A 4382-nucleotide genomic window follows, 5' to 3' on the forward strand; every position below is an offset into this window, starting at 1 on the left:
CAGCACACGCCGGCTGCAAAGCGCGGCTCGAAGGCCACCGCGCGCGGGCAGTAGTAGCCGCCCAGCGACACGCCTTCCAGGCCGATGCGTTGGGCGTCCCCGTCGTCGCGGGTTTCCAGCCAGTCGACGATGCGGCTGGCCCAGTGCTCGGTGTCGTAGCGGGCGGTCAGGCCTTGCAGGCGCAGCGCTTCGCCGGTGCCGGGCTGGTCGACCACCAGCGACGAGACCCCACGCTGCGCCAGCCAGGCGGGCAGGCCCACCAGGTACTTCATCTCCTTGGTGGAGTCCAGGCCGTTGACCTGCACCAGCAGCGGCGCACGCTGGCCGGGCTGCAGGCGATGGGCGGGCAGGTACAGGGCCGACAAGGTCTTGCCCTCGTACGGAATCTCGACGCGCTGCACCTTGTCGCCCAGGAGTTGCGAGCCTTCCAGGAACAGCGCCAGCTCGCGCTCATACAGCGCGCGGCGACCCGGCGCGTCATGCGCCTGCAGCCGCTCGGCGGTGATCAGGTAGCTGCTGGCGCGGCGCAGCTTTTCGCCGGCCGAGATCAGGCGGCCGCGGGCCTTGTCCTCGTCGGCCAGTGCGCACAGCTGGTCGGCCATGCGCACCCAGGTTTCGCGGAAGGCTTTGGTGCCGGCAGCGTCGGGCGCCTTGGCGGCTTCCTGCAGCGGGGCGCACATGGCTTCGATCTCGCCGATGCGCGCGCCCATCTCGATGGCCAGGTCGACCGAGAGATTCCAGACGTAGTTGGTGGGAAAGTACTTGAACATGGACGGGGCCTTTCAACGGGCCGAAGCGAGTGAGGAGGAAAGGGGCGCGGGCGCCGCCGCCGGTGGGGCGGGCCGCAAGAGGAAATGGGCGAGCGCGGGCAGCAGCACCAGCGCGCCCAACATGTTCCAGAGGAACATGAAGGCCAGCAGCAGGCCCATGTCGGCCTGGAACTTGATGGGGCTGGCCACCCAGGTGATGACGCCGATGGCCAGCGTGACGCCGGTGAGCATCACCACCTTGCCGGTGAACAGCAGCGCGCGGTAGTACGCCTCGGACAGGCTCTTGCCCTGGCGCAGCTGCGCCAGCGTGACGCTGAGGATGTACAGCGCATAGTCCACGCCGATGCCCACGCCCAGCGCGATGACGGGCAGCGTGGCCACCTTCACGCCCATGCCCAGCGCCACCATCAGCGCCTCGGCCAGGAAGGAGGTGAGCACCAGCGGCAGCACCGCCACCACCACCGCCCGCCAGCTGCGGAAGGTGATGAAGCACAGCAGCACCACGGCGCCATACACCATCACCAGCATCAGGCGCCAGGCGTCGTGCACCACGATGTTGGTGGCGGCCTCGATGCCGGCGCTGCCGGCGGCCAGCAGGAACTTGACGTCGGCGGTGTCGTTGGCCTGGGCGAAAGCCTCGACGTGCTGCACCACGCGCTGCAGCGTCTCGGCCTTGTGGTCGGCCAGGTAGGCGTACACCGTCAGCAGGTTGCAGGCATCGTTGTACAGGCCGCGCGGAGCGCCGGCCGTCACCGTGTTGAGCATGTCCTGGTTGGGCAGGAACTCGTACCAGCGCGGGTTGCCCTCGTTCAGACCGGTGAGCACACGGCGGTTCAGCAGCGCCAGCGTGTGGGTGCTTTCCACGCCGTCGATCTGGCGCAGCTGCCACTCCAGCGCGTCCACCTTGTTCAGCGTGGCGTAGGCCGAGCATTGGCCGTCGGGCGTCTTGACCATCACCGCCAGCACGTCGCTGCTGGCGCCGTAGGCGGCGTTCATGAAGGCCACGTCGCGGTTGTAGCGGCTGGCCTCGCGCAGCTCGGGCGCGCCGGGGTCCAGGTCGCCGATCTTCAGATGCAGGCTGGCCGCGAAGCCGGCCGCGCCCATCACCAGGCCGGCCACCACCGCGCCGGTGGCCCAGCGCCGCTGGGTGAAGCGGTCCAGCAGCCGCCACAGCGGGTGGCGCGCGGCGCCGCTGGCGTCGAGCTGCTCATCACGCAGGCTGCGCTGCGCGGCGCGCGCATTGACGCCGGTGTAGCTCAGCAGCACCGGCAGCAGGATGAGGTTGGTGAAGATCAGCACCGCCACGCCCAGCGAGGCGGCGATGGCCAGCTCGCGGATGACCTGGATGTCGATCACCAGCAGCACCGCAAAGCCCACCGCATCGGCCAGCAGCGCGGTCAGCCCGGCCAGGAACAGGCGGCGGAAGGTGAAGCGCGCGGCCACCAGCTTGGGCACGCCGCGGCCCACGTCCTGCATGATGCCGTTCATCTTCTGCGCGCCATGGCTCATGCCGATGGCAAACACCAGGAAGGGCACCAGGATGGAGTACGGGTCGAGTGCATAACCCAGCAGCGGCAGCAGGCCCAGCTGCCACACCACCGCCACCAGCGAGGCCAGCACCACCAGCACGGTGCTGCGCAGGCAGCGGGTGTAGCCGAACACCATGGCCGTGGCGATGGCCACCGCGATGGCAAAGAACAGCAGCACCGCACGCACGCCGTCGATCAGGTCGCCCACCAGCTTGGCAAAGCCGGTGATGTGCACCGTCACGCCTTCGGCCTGGTACTGGGCGCGCAGCGCTTCCAGCCGGGTGGACAGCGCGGCGTAGTCCAGCGGCCGGCCCTGCGCGTCCTGGGCCAGCAGCGGCACGAAGATCACGCTCGACTGCCCGTCGCGCGCCACCAGCTGGCCGATCTCGCCCGAACGGGCCACGTTGGCCTGCAGCTGCGCCAGCTTGGCGGGGCTGCCGTCATACCCATCGGGTATCACCGGGCCGCCTTCCAGGCCGTCTTCGGTCACGCCCACCCAGCGGGTGCTGGGTGTCCACAACGACTTCATGCGCGCCCGGTCCACGCCCGGCAGCAGGAACACGTCGTCGGACAGGCGGCGCAGCGTGTCCAGGTATTTGGCTTCGTAGATGCCGCCGGGCGCCGCCACCGCGATGCGCACCGCATTGCCCAGGCCGCTCAGCTCGGCCTGGTGCTGCAGGAAGTGCTGGATGTAGGGGTGGCGGGTGGGGATGGTCTTTTCGAAGCTGGCGTTGAGCTGCAGCCGCGTGGCCTGCCAGCCCAGCAGCGCTGTGACCAGGGCGCAGAGCAGCAGCACCCCCCATCGGTGGTTGAAGAGGGCGCGCTCGATCAAGGAGCCCGAGCGCGGGTCGAAGGGCTCGGCAGTCGAGCCCGGGGGAAGGGCGGTGGACGAGGGGCTCACGGGCGGGCCTCTTGGGGGGCGGGCAGGGTCAGGGTGGTCAGGCCGGTCAGGCCCAGCGCCAGCAGGCGGCCTTCGGCCAGCGGCAGCAGCGCGGTGGGCAGCGGCAGCGGCGGTGTCTTCAGCGGCTGCAGCCGCTCCCCTTGCAGGCGCAGCAGCGCGCCCGCCTGGCTGAGCAGCAGCACGCCGCCATCGGGTTGCGTGGCCGCCGCGATCACGGTGGCCGGCACCGGGTTGGGCAGCTGGCTCCAACTGCCGCCGCCATCGGTGCTGCGCCACACGTTGCCGCGCAGGCCGGCCAGCACGGCGCTGCCATCGGCCGCCAGCTCGCCGGTGAACCAGCTGCCGCGGTAGGGCGAGGTCAGCGGCCGGAAGCTGCGGCCGCCGTCGTCGCTGCGCACGGCCAGGCCTTGTTCACCGGCCAGCAGCAGTGTGTCGCCCTGGCGGCGCGCCACATACCAGTGCAGGCCCTTGGGGTTGGGCAGGCGCTCCATCCAGGGTTGCCAGGTCTGGCCGCCGTCTTCGCTGTGCACGGCCAGGCCGTAGGCGCCCACGGCCAGCAGCCGTTGAGCGTTCCACATCACCACGTCCAGCAGCGGCTTGTCGGGGCGGTCGGCCACCAGGCGCTCGGCATCGCGCTGGGCCTCGGGCGTGGTGGCGGCTTCACGCGCCAGCGTGGCCAGGCGGCGCCCGTCCAGCCGCAGCTGCCAGCTGCTGCCGCCATCCTGCGTGGTGAGCACGGTGCCGCCATGGCCCACGGCCACGCCCTGCGTGGCATCGGCAAAGCGCACCGTGGTCAGCGTCACGCTCACCGGGCAGGGCGCCTGCCGCCAGCTGCGGCCGGCGTCGTCGCTCAGCAGCACGAGGCCGCGCTCACCCACCGCCACGAGCCGGCTGCCGGCCTGCGCCGCCGACAGCAGCGCCGCACGCTCCGGCGCCTTGACCATCACCGCCGGCCGTTGCAGCGCTTCGGCCACCGGTGCGGCCTGGGCCGACAGCGCAGCGAGCGAGCCCAGCCCCATGCTCAGCAAGGCGCTCAAGCAGACGCCGCGGATCCGGCTCCGCCGGTCCGCTGTCGTCGCCCCCCTGGGGGCATACGCGCTAACCTTATTTCAGCAGCGACCGGCACTGCGTTGGTAGGCGCGGCGACGCGGAGGTTCTGCAAGATCTGCGGCGACGTCCCAC

3 protein-coding genes are annotated in these 4382 nt (G+C 71.0%); all 3 read right to left on the reverse strand.

Going from position 1 to position 4382, the window contains the following annotated elements:
* The coding region (locus ABNT58_RS09100) for an alpha/beta hydrolase (RefSeq protein WP_348753174.1) at nt 1-770 on the reverse strand (770 nt) is incomplete at its 3' end.
* Between the two features lie 12 nt (nt 771-782).
* A complete protein-coding gene (locus ABNT58_RS09105; RefSeq protein ID WP_348753175.1) occupies nt 783-3200 on the reverse strand; it encodes an MMPL family transporter in 2418 nt (805 codons plus the stop codon).
* A complete protein-coding gene (locus ABNT58_RS09110; RefSeq protein WP_348753176.1) occupies nt 3197-4237 on the reverse strand; it encodes a hypothetical protein in 1041 nt (346 codons plus the stop codon). The genes ABNT58_RS09105 and ABNT58_RS09110 overlap by 4 nt, the downstream gene beginning before the upstream one ends.
* Nucleotides 4238-4382: the final 145 nt, after the last annotated feature.

It is taken from the genome of uncultured Aquincola sp., assembly GCF_964001545.1.
GTDB lineage: Bacteria > Pseudomonadota > Gammaproteobacteria > Burkholderiales > Burkholderiaceae_C > Aquincola.